Origin of the sequence: Proteiniphilum sp. X52 (assembly GCF_003712195.1) — a bacterium.
Taxonomy (GTDB): Bacteria; Bacteroidota; Bacteroidia; order Bacteroidales; family Dysgonomonadaceae; genus Proteiniphilum.
In genome coordinates this window covers 236,468-253,385 of record NZ_RDSD01000001.1, presented here as the reverse complement: position 1 = coordinate 253,385, position 16,918 = coordinate 236,468, and the positions used below count along the sequence as shown (strand labels likewise).

General features: G+C 47.5%; 12 protein-coding genes. 5 read left to right on the top strand and 7 right to left on the bottom strand.

Going from position 1 to position 16,918, the window contains the following annotated elements; all coding sequences use genetic code 11:
• Positions 1 to 9: 9 nt before the first annotated feature.
• The 7 genes from murD to D7D25_RS00790 all read right to left on the bottom strand — a co-directional run bounded on the left by murD (position 10) and on the right by D7D25_RS00790 (position 8,497).
• The gene (gene murD / locus D7D25_RS00820) at positions 10 to 1,350 is read right to left on the bottom strand and encodes a UDP-N-acetylmuramoyl-L-alanine--D-glutamate ligase (RefSeq protein WP_122967072.1); all 1,341 of its coding nucleotides are present in this window, start codon (positions 1,348 to 1,350) and stop codon (positions 10 to 12) included.
• An 89-nt stretch (positions 1,351 to 1,439) separates the two neighbouring features.
• On the bottom strand, positions 1,440 to 2,699 hold the full coding sequence (mraY, locus tag D7D25_RS00815; protein ID WP_122967071.1) for a phospho-N-acetylmuramoyl-pentapeptide-transferase: 1,260 nt from the start codon (positions 2,697 to 2,699) through the stop codon (positions 1,440 to 1,442).
• Between the two features lie 105 nt (positions 2,700 to 2,804).
• On the bottom strand, positions 2,805 to 4,259 hold the full coding sequence (locus D7D25_RS00810) for a UDP-N-acetylmuramoyl-L-alanyl-D-glutamate--2,6-diaminopimelate ligase (RefSeq protein ID WP_122967070.1): 1,455 nt from the start codon (positions 4,257 to 4,259) through the stop codon (positions 2,805 to 2,807).
• Between the two features lie 122 nt (positions 4,260 to 4,381).
• Complete coding sequence (locus D7D25_RS00805) at positions 4,382 to 6,580, bottom strand: penicillin-binding protein (protein WP_122967069.1); 2,199 nt, start codon at positions 6,578 to 6,580, stop codon at positions 4,382 to 4,384.
• A 158-nt stretch (positions 6,581 to 6,738) separates the two neighbouring features.
• Positions 6,739 to 7,071 carry an FtsL-like putative cell division protein gene (locus D7D25_RS00800; RefSeq protein WP_122967068.1) on the bottom strand — a complete coding sequence of 111 codons (333 nt, stop codon included), beginning with the start codon at positions 7,069 to 7,071 and terminating at the stop codon, positions 6,739 to 6,741.
• Between the two features lie 20 nt (positions 7,072 to 7,091).
• Entirely contained in the window at positions 7,092 to 8,030 is a 939-nt protein-coding gene (gene rsmH / locus D7D25_RS00795) for a 16S rRNA (cytosine(1402)-N(4))-methyltransferase RsmH (protein ID WP_122967067.1), read from the bottom strand.
• Between the two features lie 23 nt (positions 8,031 to 8,053).
• The gene (locus tag D7D25_RS00790) at positions 8,054 to 8,497 is read right to left on the bottom strand and encodes a division/cell wall cluster transcriptional repressor MraZ (protein WP_122967346.1); all 444 of its coding nucleotides are present in this window, start codon (positions 8,495 to 8,497) and stop codon (positions 8,054 to 8,056) included.
• A gap of 274 nt (positions 8,498 to 8,771) precedes the next feature.
• Between D7D25_RS00790 and D7D25_RS00785 the strand changes: the two genes are divergently transcribed.
• The 5 genes from D7D25_RS00785 to D7D25_RS00765 all read left to right on the top strand — a co-directional run bounded on the left by D7D25_RS00785 (position 8,772) and on the right by D7D25_RS00765 (position 16,908).
• A complete protein-coding gene (locus D7D25_RS00785; RefSeq protein ID WP_122967066.1) occupies positions 8,772 to 9,593 on the top strand; it encodes a 1-acyl-sn-glycerol-3-phosphate acyltransferase in 822 nt (273 codons plus the stop codon).
• Between the two features lie 36 nt (positions 9,594 to 9,629).
• A complete protein-coding gene (locus tag D7D25_RS00780) occupies positions 9,630 to 10,670 on the top strand; it encodes a GNAT family N-acetyltransferase (protein ID WP_122967065.1) in 1,041 nt (346 codons plus the stop codon).
• 363 nt (positions 10,671 to 11,033) lie between these two features.
• On the top strand, positions 11,034 to 14,048 hold the full coding sequence (locus D7D25_RS00775) for a TonB-dependent receptor (RefSeq protein WP_122967064.1): 3,015 nt from the start codon (positions 11,034 to 11,036) through the stop codon (positions 14,046 to 14,048).
• 12 nt (positions 14,049 to 14,060) lie between these two features.
• Positions 14,061 to 15,692, top strand: a complete 1,632-nt coding sequence (locus tag D7D25_RS00770; protein ID WP_122967063.1) for a RagB/SusD family nutrient uptake outer membrane protein — start codon at positions 14,061 to 14,063, stop codon at positions 15,690 to 15,692.
• 55 nt (positions 15,693 to 15,747) lie between these two features.
• On the top strand, positions 15,748 to 16,908 hold the full coding sequence (locus tag D7D25_RS00765; protein WP_122967062.1) for a SusF/SusE family outer membrane protein: 1,161 nt from the start codon (positions 15,748 to 15,750) through the stop codon (positions 16,906 to 16,908).
• Positions 16,909 to 16,918: the final 10 nt, after the last annotated feature.

The following is a 16,918-nucleotide window of genomic DNA, read 5'->3' as shown; positions in this document are numbered from 1 at the left end:
ATTTGTTGATTAAAGCCGTCTGACGCACTCCTTGAACTGGTCGCCGCGGTCTTCGTAGTTTTTGAACAGATCGAAGCTGGCACAACAGGGCGAGAGTAATACCGTGTCGCCTTTCCGCGCCAGTTGATAGGCTGCCTCCACCGCCCCGGTCATCGAAGCCGCATCGCGTATCTCATCCACTTTACCGTCGAAGAATGCGTGCAGTTTACTATTGTCTTTTCCCAGAAAGACCAGTGCCCTTACCTTTTCACGTACCAACTCTTCAATTTCGGCATAATCGTTCCCTTTGTCGGTTCCTCCAAGGATCAATACGGTTTTCGCACGCATACTTTGCAAGGCATACCAGCATGCATTCACATTGGTCGCTTTGGAGTCGTTAATATACTGCACGCCACGCACCGTAGCCACTTTCTCGAGCCGGTGCGGGACTCCTTTGAAATCGGACAGGGATGTACGCAACTGTTCATCGCTGACATCCATCAGTTTAGCGACAATTCCTGATGCCATCGAGTTATAGACGTTATGCATCCCTTCCAAAGCAAGCAATTCCAGTTCCATATCGAATATATCTTCTTTCTTTTGAATGTAGAGTTTCCCGTTTTCGGTATATGCTGCCATTTGACCGGTTTTTTTCTCTCCAAAGGGATATGTGGCGGCCGCTGGCTTCAACTTCTCAATCTCTTTCGTCACTAAAGGATCATCGACCCAGTAAATGAAGGCATCGTCGGTTTTCTGATTCCGGATAATCCTCATTTTGGCGTCCACGTAATTTTGCAGGTTATGATCGTAACGATCCAGATGATCGGGGGTAATATTCAGCAGCACTGCGATATCAGCCTTAAAATCATACACCCCTTCCAATTGAAAACTACTCAACTCCAACACGTAATAGTCATAAGACTCTTCTGCCACCTGGCGGGCAAAACTCTTTCCGATATTACCGCCGAGTCCCACATTCAATCCTGCCGAGCGGAGGATATGGTAGATCAGGCTGGTTGTGGTGGTTTTACCGTTACTTCCGGTGATGCAGATCATCTTCGCATTCGTGTATCTTCCGGCAAACTCAATCTCGGAGATCACAGGAATACCTTTCGCCAATATCTTCCGCATGATGGGAGCAGTGTCGGGGATACCGGGACTTTTCACAATTTCATCGGCCGTCAATATAGATTCGTCGGTATGTCCTTTCTCCTCAAAATCGATCCGGTAGGTTTCCAGCGTTTCACGATGTGCGTCGCTCAGCATATTACTGTCGGAAAGGAACACCCTGAAGCCTTGCTTGTGGGCCAGTATGGCAGAACCCACACCGCTTTCGCCGCCACCAAGGATCACTATTCTTTTTTTATCCATCATTGCTTTATTTAATTGAACAAGCCGGTCGGTTCAACACGCCTTACGGGTGTACTCAATCCCCGCCTCTCTTTTTCCGCTCACTATCATTACCGCATCTTGAGTGTCGCCAGCGCCAATACGGCCAGGATCATCCCTACTAACCAGAAGCGGCTCACGATCTTCGGCTCGGCCAATGGAGCAAATGGCTTCTGAATAAGCGCATCGATACTTCCATCACCCGTTTTCTGGTAATGATGATGCAGGGGCGTCATCTTAAAGATGCGCTTACCCACACCATATTTCCTCTTCGTAAATTTAAAATAGAATACTTGCGCGATCACCGACAACGCCTCCACAAAGAATACCCCACATAGAATGGGCAACAGCAGCTCCTTGTGGATCAACACGGCAAAAACACCGATAATACCTCCCATCGTCAGACTACCGGTATCGCCCATGAATACCTGGGCCGGATAAGCGTTATACCACAGAAAACCGACGCAAGCGCCGACAAAGGCAGAGGCAAACACCATCAGCTCGTCACCACCCGGTATATACATTATATTCAGGTAAGAGGCAAAGTCGACACGTCCCGAGACATACGCAAGGATGCCCAATGCCACCCCGATAATAGCCGAAGAGCCGGAGGCCAGTCCGTCCAGTCCATCCGTCAGGTTGGCACTGTTGGAGACCGCTGTCACTATGAGAATCACCACCAGAATAAAAATGATCCATACCGCGGTATCGGCAAAGTCGCCCATCCAGTTGACAAGCCATTTGTAATCAAAGTTGTTATTCTTTACAAAGGGGATAGTGGTGCTGGTGGTCTTCACATCTTCATTCTGATAAGTGACTTCCTCTATCACATTATTCACCCGGATCTCGGTATTCTCCCGGACAACCATTTCAGGACTGAAATAGATAGTCAGGCCGACGATAAGCCCCAATCCAACCTGTGCCACGATCTTGAATTTCCCTTTTAACCCCTCTTTATCCTTTTTGAACACCTTGATATAATCATCGGCAAATCCCAACGCGCCCAACCAAACGGTGCTGACAAGCATCAGGATAACATAGATATTCTCCAATTTCCCGAAGAGCAGCGTGGAAACCAAAATGGAAAGGATCACAATAACACCTCCCATAGTGGGTGTCCCCCGCTTACTGTATTGTCCCTCCAGGTCTAAATTCCGGATAACCTCCCCTATCTGTCTGCGTTGTAGCGCACTGATAATCCTTTTCCCTGCAAAGATCCCGATCAGCAGGGAGAAAATAGCTGCCATGGCAGAACGGAACATCACGAACTGGAACATGCCCGCGCCGGGAAAATCGAGTTGGTCTAAATATTCAAATAGATAGTATAACATTTGTTGATTTGATGATTTGCCGATGTATTAATTGAAGCTATAACTAAGAAACTGTTTCACTCTTCACTCTTCATTCTTCACTCTTCATTCTTCATTCTTCATTCTTCATTCCCCAAATATTCTCTCCACTTCTTCCTTATCATCGAAGTGATGTTTCACTCCCTTTATTTCCTGATAATCTTCATGACCTTTTCCGGCGATGAGAATTACATCACCGGGTTGTGCCAGGGCACAGGCCGTTTTAATTGCTTCCCTGCGGTCGGCAATGGTAAACGTATTACTTTTCTGCTCTTCAGTAAGCCCGTTCAGCATATCCTGAAGGATCTCTGCCGGTTCTTCAAACCGGGGATTGTCAGAGGTAAAGACTGCTTTATCACTGAGCCGCACCGCTTCACGTGCCATAATAGGCCGTTTGGTTCTGTCGCGATTCCCTCCGCACCCCACTACGGTGATAATCCGGCCCTTCTTGTTAAGCACACCATTGATAGCGTTCAGCACATTGCTCAGCGCATCAGGTGTATGCGCATAGTCCACGATAACAGTATAGTCCCGGGGCGAACGGAGTGTCTGGAATCTCCCTGCTACCGGTTTTAACAGCGAGAGCGTCCGGAGTAACTCCTCTTCATCGACTCCGAGCAGGATACCCGCTCCGTATACTGCCAGCAGGTTATACACATTAAAAGTTCCCACGAATTGGACGGTCAACTCTTTTCCGTTTATCTCTATGTCTGTTCCATCAAAATGCTTCTCGAAGATGCGGGCTTTGAAATCGGCCATTCCTGTCACCGAATAGGTATAGCGGGTAGCTTTCGTATTCTGCGACATCACCGTGCCGTTCTTGTCATCGATATTGGTCAATGCAAAGGCATCAGCCGGAAGATCGTCAAAAAAGGCCTTCTTCACGTTACGGTATTCCAGCATATTTTTGTGATAATCGAGATGATCCTGGGTAAGGTTCGTAAAAACACCTCCTGCAAACCGGAGACCATGCACACGTTTCTGGTGAATGGCGTGGGAACTCACCTCCATAAAAGCATATTCGCATCCCGCGTCCACCATTTTGCGAAGATAATCGTTGAGAGTGATCGGATCGAGTGTGGTATGCGTGGTGGGATACCGTTCACCATTCACATAATTGGCTACCGTGGACAGCAATCCGGAAGGATAACCCAGATGGCGAAACGTATCGTACAACAATGTGGCGATAGTCGTCTTCCCATTTGTGCCGGTAACACCGACCAGTTTCAGCAATGACGACGGGTGTCCGTACCATGCAGAAGCTACCTGTGCAAGAGCTGTCGCACTCTGTTTGACCTGCACATAGGTAATACGGGAAAAATACTCCTCGATCATTGGCTTGTCGTAGACCACCGCCACGGCTCCCTGTTCTATCGCTTTACCGATATAAGCATGGCCGTCGGTAAAGATCCCTTCCACCGCAATAAAAAGGGAACCCGGAGTCACCTTGCGCGAATCGGAGGTGATGGAGATCACCTCCACCTCGCCCTTGCCACGCAGGGCAACAACGTCACAAGCCTCGATCAATTTCTTTAAGTTCATACCCTTTAGTAAATTAAAAGTGAAAAATTAAAAATGAATTCTCAACTTCTTTACTTCTTAACTTCTGACTTCTTTTTCATGAGTCACTACTTATCCCACTTGTCGGGATTGGCACATTGAATCTATCTCATCGTAATGGTGACGGTGGTGCCTTTCACCAATTTCTGGCCGGGCGAAAGCGATTGGGACACCACCTTTCCCGCTCCGATCAGGTTTACCCTCAACCCCGACTTCTCCAGCAGATAGATCGCATCGCGGGCACCCATCCCCCTCACATCGGGGATCAGAGCACTGTGCAATGCGATTGGTTCCGACCGGTAAGTGGTGCTGTCATATTTCATCTTCACCCAATCGGCAGCTTCTGCCGGACCTTCAGCCGGCAAATTCAATGCGTTCAACAGCGATCTGTTACGATCCCAGTTACCGTTTTTCAGCAAAGGTTGTTTTTGCAGTGTGGAGTCTATCCTGCAAGCCTCCACATCCAACCGCACTTTCCTTAAATAGGTCTGCTCGGCTATATTCTTAAAGACCATACCTGCCATTCCTCCCCCCGAGGGCACGCCTCTTGGTTTTCTCAGCCCTACAAAAATGGTGTACATCGGTTCTTCTGCCGGGAAATAACCGCAGAACGAAACGTAATAGCCTCCGTAACCTCCTCCGGAAGCGATCTGTGCCGTACCGGTCTTACCGGCTATGGTGAAATAGTCGGAACCCACCACTTTGGCCGTACCCTCTTCCACCACTTTCAACAACATCTGATGGATCTGCTCCAGCGTGGTTTCCTTGCACATTTTGGGATTTACGACCTCGGCTTCCACGTTCTTCACCATTTTTCCCTTTTCGAAAAACTGCTTGGCGATAAAGGGTTTTATCATTGTTCCGCCGTTAGCGATGCCGTTATAGAACATCAGCATATAGATGGGCGGCACCTGGGTTTCATATCCGAACGACATCCAGGGAAGGGTGGTTTTCGACCAGTAATTGGTTTTGTCATCAGGGAAACGGATGGATGAAGTGCCTTCGATCCCGTTAAGCGGCACATCCCATGTGAGCCGTTTTCGCAAACCGATACGGTCTATTCCCTCTACAAATTTTGTCGGGTTGTTTTCGTATCCTTTTAATGCAATTTTACTCATCACCACATTCGATGAGACAGCCATCCCTTCGGCCACAGTCATGTAGCCCCTGTCTTGTCCCCTACGCCAGTAATGATCCCGCACCCATCTCTTGTTATACTGAAAGAGCCCGTTCCCCACATAAAATGAATCGGCAGGAGTGATCACTCCATCATCGAGCGCCACCATCGTAGTCACTGTCTTAAAAGTGGAACCCGGTTCGTTCATATAAGAGAATGCGTTAGGATTTCCCTCGGCATAATCCCCGTTACTCATACGGTCGAGGTTGACAATTCCTTTTATTTCCCCGGTCTTCACCTCCATGACGATGGCTGTACCCGACTCGGCCTCCGTCTCAATCAGCTTCTCCCGCAAGGCGCGTTCGGTAATATCCTGTATGGCCGCATCGAGGGTAGTGACAATATCCCAACCCTCTTCGGCCGGTTGCTCCACCACATCCATCCATTTACCTTGTATCTTCTGGCGGAATTTTATGCCGGGAACGCCTCTGAGCAACGAGTCATATTTCAACTCAAGACCGCTGGCACCTCCCTTATCCATATCTTTATAGACACTGCCGACTGTACGGTTGGCAAGGTTACCGAAAGGTTTTTTGCGGGCATTCCGCACTTCAGCGATCAGTCCGCTGCGGTTAGAACGCTGGTTCCAGAACGGATAGGTGCGGATTTGCTTTAAATCGACATAAGAGATATCGTCACGTAAAATCCTTACGTAACGGGAGCGGATCGCCACCCGCTTATCGCTCCCTTTCTCCTGATTTTCCCGGATTTGGCGCTCTTCTTTTTCGCGCATCGACCATCCGTTCATAATCACATTCTTATACTGGGCAGCGGTTCTGTCGGGAAATTTCTTAGCCAACGCCACCGACAGGTCATCCACATACTTGACAAGTGTGTCTTTCCGCATCCCATCCGCCCAGAAATCCATATAAATATTATATAGCGGCTCTGTAGTTGCCAGGAGTTTACCATCGTGTGTGTAGATATTACCTCTTTTGGGCAGGATCACACGATCCCTGATCACTGTCTCTTTTTCACCTACCTCACGCCATTTTTTCCCTTCCGCGGTAAACACGATCTTACCGGCAGAAACAATGATCATCACGGCAAACAGCATCAACAGGGCAACGATAAATCCGTATCTGCCCAAAATAGCCCGCTTGTTATTCCGATTTTGTTGTGTCATTTTCTGCAAGTCGTCCAATCACATTCGTCGTTTTGAGTCGCCTCCGCTCCCCAATTTCCAATTGAGTCGCCTCCGCTCCTCGATTTCCAATTGAGTCGCCTTCGCTCCTCGATTTCCAATTCCCGCAATGGCATAGCATAAGCAAGCTTACCCGCTGCTTATTTATCCAAATAATAGACGGGCTCATTGGTCACTTTCAGTTCCAAACCCGCCTCCTCAATACGCCGCTCAATCTCGCCCTGCCTGCTGGCTTCGGTGAGACTCGAGGAAATGGTGAGCGATTCATATTTCGCATCCCTGAGCTCCTGCTGCAGCTTTTCTATCTCCGCCATCTGCTGAAGCACTTTGTATCGATGACTGATAAACAAGAACATCACCAGCACGACAGCAATCACAAATCTCATGTTTTTGAGGAAGAAGTCCTCAGTGAGGACACTCCCCCCAAAAACATGGACAAACGATTTTCGTATGTTATCGAACTTAAATTTCACCTAATCATCCAATCAGTAAATCATCCCATTAACTTTCTTTTCTCGGCAATTCGCAGCTTAGCGCTTCTTGAACGCGGATTACGCCGTATCTCTTCCTCCGAAGGAACAATCACCTTGCGGTTTATCACCGTGAAAGGCGTCTCCACATTTCCGTAGAAATCCCTCACCAGCTCCCCTTCGAAATTGGCTGTCCTGAAAAAATTCTTCACCAGACGGTCTTCCAGCGAATGATAGGAGATCACACAAAGGCGTCCACCCGGTTTTAACAACCGTAAAGCCTGTAAAAGCATCTCCTTCAATGCCTCCATCTCACCGTTCACTTCAATACGGAGTGCCTGAAATGCCTGCGCCAGCACCTTTTTTTCTTTTTCCCTACGGGTGAAAGGCTCCAGAATTGCAAGCAGGTCGTCAGTCTTCCTGATTTGTTTATCCTGTCGGTATCGTACCACAGCCGAGGCGATCTGTCGCGCATTCCTCAATTCGCCATACCGAAAGAAAATTTCAGACAGCCGCTCCTCTCCATATTCATTGAGGATATCGGCAGCTTTCTTTGGGGCATGGCGATTCATGCGCATATCCAACTCACCCGGTAAACGGAATGAAAAACCACGTTCCGAAATATCAAAATGATGCGACGACACACCCAGGTCAGCCAAAATACCATCCACCGCCTCCACGCCGTGATATCGAAGAAAGTTCTTCAGGAAGCGAAAATTGCCGCGCACAAAGGTAAAACGGGGATCGGCCGAAATATTCCCGGCAGCATCCTCATCCTGATCGAACGCGATAAGCCGCCCATTTTCATCTAATCTGTTCAGTATCTCACGGGAGTGACCTCCGCCACCGAAAGTGACATCCACATAGACTCCGCCGGGACAAATGTTCAGCCCGTCGACACTTTCATCAAGCAATGCCGGCGTGTGATATACCGTTTCATCTTGTCCGCCTTGTGAAGACATAATCCTGTTCTACTCCTTACATTCTATTCCATTAATTGCTGTAATTTCAACGAAAACTCGTCGGGATCAACCAACGGCTTTTCAAGTTTCTCTTTCGCCCAAATCTCAATTGTGTCATCCACACCGAGAAAACGAACATCCGATCCAATGGAAACCATCTGTAAATAACGCTTCGAGATAAGTATCCGTCCGTTCGCGTCCATTTCAAGCCTCTCAGCATCCAGCACAAACTGGCGAAAGATTTGCTGTTGCTCTTTATTCCATTTATTTAATCTGCCTCGGAGTGTCTCGATCTCTTTCTCCCACACACTCCCCGGATATAACACAAGACATTCCTGGAAAATATCTTTTCGAAGCACAAGAAATTCCTCTCCCTCGCTCTGCAAACGCTTGCGAAAAATTGCCGGCACAAAGATCCTTCCCTTTGCATCGGCTTTTGCTTCCATATTTCCCAGAAATTGCAGCATATGGCATACCTTATAACGCGGTAAAAGTACAAAATAATCCACTTTTCCCCACATTTCCACACAAAAATTTATAAAAAAGTTTTCAACAGCCGGAAAACTTTCCATAAATAATTAGGAATGAAATCATTAATAAAAAACAAAAAGTGGGGAATTTTACCCGGCTCTTTCCCAAATGGTCACCTCTTCCCTCTGAATTGAAGATTTTTGGGGTGAACGTTCACTTATATCCACTATTTTTGTACTTTTGCGACAAATAGAAGAAGAGGATGATGCAATGGATCACAATGTATTCCGGGTTGATATTGACCGTATTTTAAGGGATAAATCACCCCGATACTACAATAAAATTCCCAAATTTCTGATCAATTGGCTCAAGCGGATTCTCCATCAGGATGACATTAACGGCATCCTGGAACGGAACCGGGGACTTGAGGGGGTAGCATTTATGCGTGCCCTTATCGATAAAGAATTCAAATTAATGCTTCAAACCAGGGGGGAGGAGAACATTCCCGATGAGGGAAGGTTTATTTTCGCCTCCAACCATCCCCTGGGGGGACTGGACGGCATTTGCCTTTCTGCCATTCTGGGAGAGAAATACAACGGGAAAATCCAGTATCTTGTAAATGATGTGCTTTATTATATTGATCCGCTGAAACCCATCTTTGTGCCCATTAACAAATACGGTTCCCAAGCGAAAGATTCGGCGCGGGCCATCAATGAGGCTTATGCGTCTGACAACCAGATGATCACCTTTCCGGCCGGACTCTGCTCCAGAAAGCAGAAAGGGCTCATCAGAGATCCGGAATGGATGAAAAACTTCATCATAAAAGCGGTTGAATACAAAAGGGATGTGATTCCGGTACATTTTGCAGGCAGGAATTCCAATTTTTTCTACAATTTTGCCAACCTGCGCAAATCATCGGGTATACAATTCAACGTGGAGCTGATCTGGCTGCCCGACGAAATGTTCAAGAACAGCAACCAATCGTTCACCATCACCTTTGGAAAGCCTATTCCCTACCAAATGTTCGACAAATCCAAAACACCGGCAGAATGGGCCCGATATGTGAAAGATGTGGTTTACTCGATGGCATGACAACGCCTCATTAAAAAATAAAAAAGAAAAAGTATCATGGAGAAGATCATAAATCCTATCGATAAGAATCTGATAAAAAGCGAACTGACCGTTCAAAAGAGGGTCAGAACGACCAATAAAGCCAATAATGAGATTTATGTGTTCACAGCGCACGATTCACCCTACCTGATGAAAGAAGTCGGAAGGCTGCGTGAGATCGCTTTCCGCCACTATGGAGGGGGAACCGGTTTAGAGGCAGACATCGACCAATACGACACCATGGATGTGCCCTATCGGCAGCTGATCGTATGGGATCCCGAGAATGAAGAGATATTAGGCGGCTATCGTTTTATCTGCGGTTCCGATGTGGAGTTTGACGGGCAAAACAAACCCATGCTCGCCACCGCCCATCTTTACAATTTTTCAGAGCAATTCATTTCGGAATACCTGCCACATACCGTAGAACTGGGCCGGTCATTCGTTTCACTCGAGTATCAGTCGACATTGCTGGGCAGAAAAGGCATTTTCGCGCTCGACAACCTCTGGGACGGATTGGGAGCGCTCACCGTGATCGATCCGGGAATCAAATACTTTTTCGGAAAAGTCACCATGTACGGCACCTACAACAAGGATGCGCGCAACATGATACTCTATTTCCTTCACAAGCATTTTCCCGATAATGAAAAGCTGGTAACCCCCATCGATCCGCTCATGACAAATACCGACATTGTTCGGATGAGGCAGCTCTTCGCGGGAAAAAAATTCAGTGAAGATTACAGGATACTTAACAAGGAAGTACGCGCCTTGGGATATAATATCCCTCCGTTGATCAATGCCTATATGAGCCTGTCGCCCACCATGCGCTTCTTTGGCACTGCCATCAACGATGAGTTCGGCGATGTGGAAGAATCGGGGATCCTCATTGAGATAGACCAGATACTCGAAGAAAAACGGGCACGCCACATTGAGTCTTACCTGAAGAGTAATCCCAGCAAACGTTTTCTTATGCTGCTCCGAAAAAGGATAGCCGGCAGTTCGGTAAGAAAGGTTACACTTCCACAATTAAAGCGTATGGAAAAAAGAAAAGAGAGGAAATAGGCACCTCCGTCATTTATCCGCCTCTGGACACTATCAAAAAGACAGGAATAGATCCACTATTTCCGCACTGGTCTTGCATACCCCCTCAGAACCGCACATTTTCACGCGGCCTCATACCGAATCATAACCAACTGATAATTCACACCTTATCCTCCAAAATGCAATCGTTTGCACAAGCAAACCAAGTTAATTAACACCTTTTCAACTCTCTTCCGTATCAGAAAACCTAATTTTGATGCCGGAAGTAGGGTGTCAATAATATATAAACGTCCATGAACCGTTGGTGTCTTATTGGTGTACCACCTGATAGCTATGTGAAGGACGAAGGGAGTATTAATCAGTTAATCTTATAATGTTAACAATATGTATGTAAATTTCAAAAGAATTACGAGAGTGTTTCTGATGACCATGTTGTCAGGAATGCTAATGGTTTTATCGGCCAGTGCCCAAACCCGCGCTACGATAAATGTGAGAGGAATAGTTACTGATATTGCCGGCGAACCTATTATCGGCGCCAATATCCTTGTACAAGGCACTTCCTCGGGTACAGTCACCGATTATGACGGTAATTTCACGCTTCAGGCTCCTGCCGACGGCGTGCTGGAGATAAGCTTTATCGGTTACAGGCCGCAATCCATTCCCATTAACAACAGAAATACCATCTATGTAACGATGGAGGAGGATACCGAACTGTTGGACGAGGTGGTGGTGATCGGTTACGGAACCGTACGCAAAGAAGATGCGACGGGCTCGGTGGTCGCTGTGGATGCCACAAAAATAAACAAAGGGCTTGCCACCTCTCCTTCCGCACTACTGGCGGGACAGGTGGCTGGTTTGAGCGTAGTTTCCTCGGGCGGAGCGCCCGGCGGGTCTTCCACTATCCGTATTCGTGGCGGTTCATCTATGTCGGCCAGTAACGATCCCCTGATCGTTATCGACGGTGTGCCTGTGGATACTGAAGGTATTAAAGGGATGGATGATCCGTTAAGTACCATCAACGCTAATGACATCGAAACATTCACCGTATTGAAAGATGCGTCGGCAACCGCCATTTATGGTTCACGCGCCTCGAATGGTGTGATCATCATTACGACTAAAAAAGGGCATAGTGGGAATTCACGGGTGTCCTATAGCGGAAACATGTCTGTCAGCACCAAAACAGGTATAGTGGATGTGATGGATGCATCCACATTCAGGAATTATGTTATTGACTCTTTCGGTGAGGGCAGCCAACAGGCGGCCGCCTTGGGTAATACCGAAACCAACTGGCAGAATAAGATCTTCAGGGTCGCTGCCAGTACCGACCACAACCTCAGTATCTCCGGCGCCGTAAGGGATCTTCTTCCTTATCGCCTGTCGGTGGGATATACCAATGAAAACGGTATTCTCAGGACCTCCGGTTTGGAAAGATATACCGGAAGCGTCAACCTGTCGCCAACGTTCTTCGACGGCTCACTAAGGGTACAGTTGAACGCGAAAGGCGTGTATAACAGCAATCGTTTTGCAGATCGGGGAGCCATCAACTCGGCCACCCAGTTTGATCCGACCATGCCGGTCTATTCCACCAATTCTTCTTACGGGAATGGATATTATATGTCACTCAAAGCCGACGGGACACCCATCGATATCGGATTGGCTAACCCGCTGGCCATACTGGAACAAAAATCGGACAAATCAAAAGTCTACCGGAGTATCGGCAATCTGCAACTCGATTACAACCTGCCGTTTTTGAAAGGACTGAGAGCCAACCTCAATATGGGATACGACATCTCAGAAAGTAACGGAGACGTAATCATAACCGACAACTCTCCCATGAGTTGGGTATGGGGCAGTTACAAAGCGGGCTGGGGAGAGAATTCCACCTATTATGAGTATAAGAGCAACACCCTGCTCGATTTCTATCTGAATTATACGAACAATTTCGGTGTACACAGGTTCGACGCCATGGGCGGTTATTCCTGGCAGCGCTTCTATCGTGAAGAGGAAAATACATATCCCTATTCGGCTGCGATGGCTACCCAAACAGGGAATGAATTCTATAAGGAAGGAAATGATTATTCCACGGAAAGCTATGTGATCTCTTTCTTTGGCCGTTTAAACTACTCATTGTTGGAGCGTTACCTCCTCACACTCACACTACGTAACGACGGTTCTTCCCGGTTCAGTCCGGGCAACAAATGGGGTCTTTTCCCCTCTGCTGCTTTCGCCTGGCGTATCATCAACGAACCTTTTATGGAAAATGCCGGAGATGGGGTGTCCGACCTGAAGTTACGTTTAGGTTATGGAGTTACCGGACAGCAGAATCTGGGCAACGGCGATTATCCCTGGATGGGAAGATATAGTTACAGTCAGGCAGGAGCCAACTATTTCTTCGGAGATACCAGAGTTCCCCTAATCCGCCCGCTGGCATACGACGAAAACCTGAAGTGGGAAGAAACAGCCACCTATAACGCCGGACTGGATTTCGGCTTCCTCAATAACCGTATCAGCGCCACATTCGATCTATACTATCGCAAAACCACCGACCTGCTCAATACCGTAGGCATAGCTGCCGGAACGAATTTCAGCAACCAATTACTTACCAATGTGGGTGAGTTGGAAAATAAGGGAGTGGAGTTCAGTATCACGGGACGACCCATTGTAAGCAGGGATCTGAACTGGAATGTAAGCTACAACGTCACTTATAACAAAAACAGGATTACCAAGCTGACTATTAACGACGATCCCAGTTATGTGGGCGTACGCTTCGGAGGCATCGATGGCGGAACCGGGAACAACATTGCCATCCACAGCGTGAACTATCCTTCCGGCTCTTTCTACGTATATGAACAGGTATATGATAAAGACGGCAGACCGTTGGAAGGAGTATTCGTCGATCAAAACGCGGACGGACAGATCAACGAAGATGACATGATCGTTTATAAAAACGCGGCACCTGACCTGTTTATGGGGCTATCTTCTCAGTTGTCATACAAAAACTGGGATCTCAATTTCTCATTGCGAGCCAACATGGGAAATTATGCCTATAACAACATCCAATCGAACCGTGAGTCCAAATCAATCACCTACGATCCTTCCGGCTGGTTGAAGAACAGAGTGAACAGCGCGACTTTCACCAATTTCGACGCCGTGTATTATCAGTCGAGTTATTATATTCAAAACGCTTCTTTCTTAAAGATGGATAATATCTCGCTGGGGTATAATTTCACCCATCTGCTCAACGCGCCTCATTCCGGCAGGATTCATTTTACCGTACAAAATCCGCTTGTAATCACAAAATACAAGGGGCTTGATCCCGAATTCACCAATGACGGTATAGACAACAATATCTATCCTCACCCACGTGTATTTATCCTTGGGCTAAATTTAAATTTTTAATTCTTGAAAAATATGAAACGAGTAAAATATAAATTTTTGTTCATCGTAGCAATCACTATCATGGTTGCAGGACTATCCTCCTGTCTCGATGACTTAAACACCATCCCACTCGACAAGGAAGAGTTGGTGTCGGAAGTGGTTTTCGGAAGTGAAATAGGCCCTTATCAGGAACTGCTTGCTAAAATCTACGCCGGTTTGGCTATCAGTGGTAATAGTGGCGGCGACGGTGATCCCGATGTGGCAGGTGTGGACGGCGGAAGCCAGGCATCTTTTCTGAGAGGGCTCTGGAACCTGCAAACACTGCCTACCGACGAAGCGCTCTGCGCCTGGAATGACGTAGGTATACCCGATCTGAACTATATAACTTGGACTGCGAACAATGTTTTTATCAAAGGATTTTACTATCGCCTTTATTATCAAATCAATCTGGCGAATGCCCTGTTGAGAGAAACAACTGAAGACAAACTCTCCTCAAGAGGAGCAAATGAGCAAGTAAAAGCGCAGATCAAAACATACCGCGCCGAAGCCCGCTTTGCCCGGGCCCTCTCTTACTACTACCTGCTGGATATGTTCAGGAATGTGCCTTTTGTGAATGAAGAGAGTCCGGTAGGCAGTACGCTTCCTTCTCAGATTATGGCGGAAGACCTGTTTGACTATATCCAAAAAGAGCTGACGGAATGTGAAGCGGATATGCTCGACCCATTTGTGGGTTATCACCCAACCTACTACGGACGTGCACATAAAGCCGCCAACTGGGCATTGCTCTCGCGTCTCTACCTCAATGCGGAAACATATATCGGACTGAATAAGTATACGGAGAGTATTACTTACAGCAAAAAGGTACTCGACGAAAATTTTGCCCTTGACCCGGTGTATAAGAATGTATTCACGGCTGACAACGAAAATTCGGTAGAAATGATCCTTCCAATCCGTTACGAAGGGGAAGACACCCAGACCTGGGGAGGAATGACCTTCCTGATGAGCAGTACGGTTCCTTCCGCCCTGCAAGCCGAAATAAATTCTGTGGGTGCATGGCAGGGTAACCGCGCGTTGGTTTCCCTGTTACGCTTTTTCGAAAGAGAAAACAGACATGAAGATGATACCCGTTTCTCTATGGTACGTACCGACCAAACCGAGAACAATGAAATTGTAGACCCTTCCCTGTTCACCAATAACGGAATACCGATCGTGAAATACTACAATACCTACAGCGACGGGACACTCCCTCCCAGTAATATTGTGTATACCGATTTCCCGCTCTTCCGTCTGGGAGAGATCCATCTCAATTATGCGGAAGCTGTCCTAAGAGGCGGAACGGGAGGTGATCAGGCCACTGCGCTGCAACTGGTAAACGACCTTCGCCGACGCGCCTACAAAAATGAGGCAGCGACAGCAGCCACAATTACCGCCGGCCAGCTTACGCTCGATTTTATCCTGGACGAGAGAGGTCGTGAATTTTTCTTCGAGGCACAGCGTCGCACCGACCTGGTCCGTTTCGGGAAATTTACCGGCTCCTCCTATATATGGCCTTGGAAAGGCAATGTACCGGCAGGAAGATCCATTGCCGATACTTATAGGGTGTATCCAATTCCTTCAGACGATATAGGAGCCAATCGAAACCTGACACAGAATCCGGGTTATTGAGGATATGCCAATGTGATGAATGTGCTAATGACACTAATAAGATAAAAATAATCGTATGAAACATATATTTAATTTAATAATTCTACTGGCCGGTATAGGATTTTTCCATGCATGCGAGGATAATGACAAAATTGTCCTGCAGCAGCCGCAGAGTTTCGTGCTCAACGTACCCAAGTACGCTTCGGGGATATATGACTTGAAGAATACGGAAACCATCGAATTTACCACCTCTCAACCCGATTATGGGTTTACTGCCGCGACCCTTTATGCAGTGCAAATTTCCCTCTCGCAGAATTTCGCGGAATATGCCACACTGCCGGGTACTTATTCCACAGCCAAATTCGACATATCTGCACAGGATGTAGCCGTAGCATTGGTCGCCTTGCATGACGTGGAAGAGGAAAGTGATTATCCCGCCGACCCGCATCCACTGTACGTTCGTCTCACCGCCACCATCGCGGGAAGCAAGGTGGAACCGGTCTATTCAAATGTGATCCAACTCCCTCAGGTACTCGGTTATTTCGCACTTGAACCAATGACGATGCCAGAAGAGATGTACCTGATCGGTAACGTTGCCGGCAACTGGGATTGGAATAATTCCACCGAGATGATACCGGTAGGAGGAGCCCCAGGGAAGTTCTGGGCAATGCAATATCTCGGACAAACCGAAGATGGCGAAAATGCGGAAATCAAATTCAATTACGCTATGGTATGGAACGGAAATGATTTCGGCTACAACGAGGTAACCATTGGTGAAGACACGAATGTACCGGCCGACGCATCCGACGCAGAAGGTAATATAAAAATAGGGAATCCCGGATGGTATATAGTAGTGGTAACCACTGCCATAGAAGGGCGTGAGTATGCGTTTAGGGTGGACTTCCTTCCGCCCCATGTTTATCTGCAAGGCAACGTAAATGGCGGTCACTGGGGAACTACCGATGAGATCCACCGGTTTGCGATACCCGCGCTATCTCTGGGAGCCGATGCGGAATTCATATCGCCCGCGTTTACTGCCGCTGCCCAGGGAGATGACGACGGCGGAGTACGTGCCAGCATCCAGTTGCCCGGCCACGAATGGTGGCAGACCGAGTTCATGGTGTTTGACGGCCTATTCGTACCCCGCGGCGCAGGAAACGACCAGGCTCGTGTGGCTGGAAAAGCGGGACAGAGATTATCCATTAACTTTACCAAGAGGACAGGTAAAATAGAATAACTATAAAAAT

Bases quoted from the DNA above. Each gene is read 5' to 3' on its own strand.
- D7D25_RS00765 (WP_122967062.1), top strand. From the start codon at position 15,748: ATGAAACATATATTTAATTTAATAATTCTACTGGCCGGTATAGGATTT.
- murD (WP_122967072.1), bottom strand. From the start codon at position 1,350: ATGGATAAAAAAAGAATAGTGATCCTTGGTGGCGGCGAAAGCGGTGTG.
- D7D25_RS00780 (WP_122967065.1), top strand. From the start codon at position 9,630: ATGGAGAAGATCATAAATCCTATCGATAAGAATCTGATAAAAAGCGAA.
- D7D25_RS00775 (WP_122967064.1), top strand. From the start codon at position 11,034: ATGTATGTAAATTTCAAAAGAATTACGAGAGTGTTTCTGATGACCATG.
- mraY (WP_122967071.1), bottom strand. From the start codon at position 2,699: ATGTTATACTATCTATTTGAATATTTAGACCAACTCGATTTTCCCGGC.
- D7D25_RS00770 (WP_122967063.1), top strand. From the start codon at position 14,061: ATGAAACGAGTAAAATATAAATTTTTGTTCATCGTAGCAATCACTATC.
- rsmH (WP_122967067.1), bottom strand. From the start codon at position 8,030: ATGTCTTCACAAGGCGGACAAGATGAAACGGTATATCACACGCCGGCA.
- D7D25_RS00785 (WP_122967066.1), top strand. From the start codon at position 8,772: ATGGATCACAATGTATTCCGGGTTGATATTGACCGTATTTTAAGGGAT.
- D7D25_RS00790 (WP_122967346.1), bottom strand. From the start codon at position 8,497: ATGCTGCAATTTCTGGGAAATATGGAAGCAAAAGCCGATGCAAAGGGA.
- D7D25_RS00810 (WP_122967070.1), bottom strand. From the start codon at position 4,259: ATGAACTTAAAGAAATTGATCGAGGCTTGTGACGTTGTTGCCCTGCGT.
- D7D25_RS00805 (WP_122967069.1), bottom strand. From the start codon at position 6,580: ATGACACAACAAAATCGGAATAACAAGCGGGCTATTTTGGGCAGATAC.